Genomic DNA, 691 nt, shown 5'->3' with positions numbered 1-691 from the left:
TCTCACCATCGCGTGTCGTTCGAAGTGCGCTACTTCGACGGCAAGATCCTCGTCTACATCGGCCACCACTGCGGGATGAATCTGTCGGTGGAGCAGGCGCGGGGGCTTCGGGATCTGCTCGACGCCGGTATCGCCGATGCCCTCGACGCTGCCCAGGCTGCCGCGTCTCGCGTCAATCTGGTGAAGGCGGTGGCGTGATGACTACTCCCGTCCCCGACACCAGCCCGGTCTCTGGTGGTCTGCGCAACGTGAAATACGTTCCCGCGCAACGCTTCCAACCGGTCGAGTCCGATGCTGCGGTGTCGTTCCTCGTGGGCGGTGCCGAAGTGCGTCTGAGCGTCGCGGCTGCTCGTGCCCTCTCCCACGTACTGCCGAACGTGCTCGCGGAACACTCGGTCGCGTTGGCGTTCGAGCCGCTGCGGGAGGTGGCGTGATGTCGCTGACAAGCCTGCTGGTCACTGGTGGCACGATCGCCGCCGCTGGTGGCCTGGTGTGGATGCGCCACCTCGGCGCCGGACCTCGGCCGGTTACCGCTGCCGATATCGCCGCTGAGGCACCGGAGGAGTTGCGTACGGCTGTCTCGATTTTGGCTGATCCGGCTCAGACGAACGTCATGTTCGCGTCCCTGGGTCTCGGCTCTGTTGAGGGTGGGTTCCCGTATTTCGCGGGCTACTCCTACAGCCGTCACGGT

The 691-nt window shown here is 65.4% G+C and carries 2 protein-coding genes and 1 pseudogene; all 3 read left to right on the top strand.

Features of this window, described 5'->3' with window-relative positions:
- A partial coding sequence (locus ACW2Q0_RS31165) for a hypothetical protein (RefSeq protein WP_457194501.1) occupies positions 1-198 on the top strand: 198 nt, incomplete at its 5' end.
- Positions 198-434: a hypothetical protein gene (locus tag ACW2Q0_RS31160; RefSeq protein ID WP_457194500.1), complete on the top strand. Its 237-nt coding sequence runs from the start codon at positions 198-200 to the stop codon at positions 432-434. The genes ACW2Q0_RS31165 and ACW2Q0_RS31160, both read left to right, overlap by 1 nt.
- Positions 434-691 (top strand): annotated as a pseudogene (locus ACW2Q0_RS31155) (FtsK/SpoIIIE domain-containing protein); the annotation flags it as partial. The gene ACW2Q0_RS31160 and the pseudogene ACW2Q0_RS31155, both read left to right, overlap by 1 nt.

The sequence above is a fragment of the Nocardia citri genome (assembly GCF_054065835.1).
Note: the sequence above shows the minus strand (reverse complement) of the source record. Positions and strands in the feature narration are given on the sequence as shown.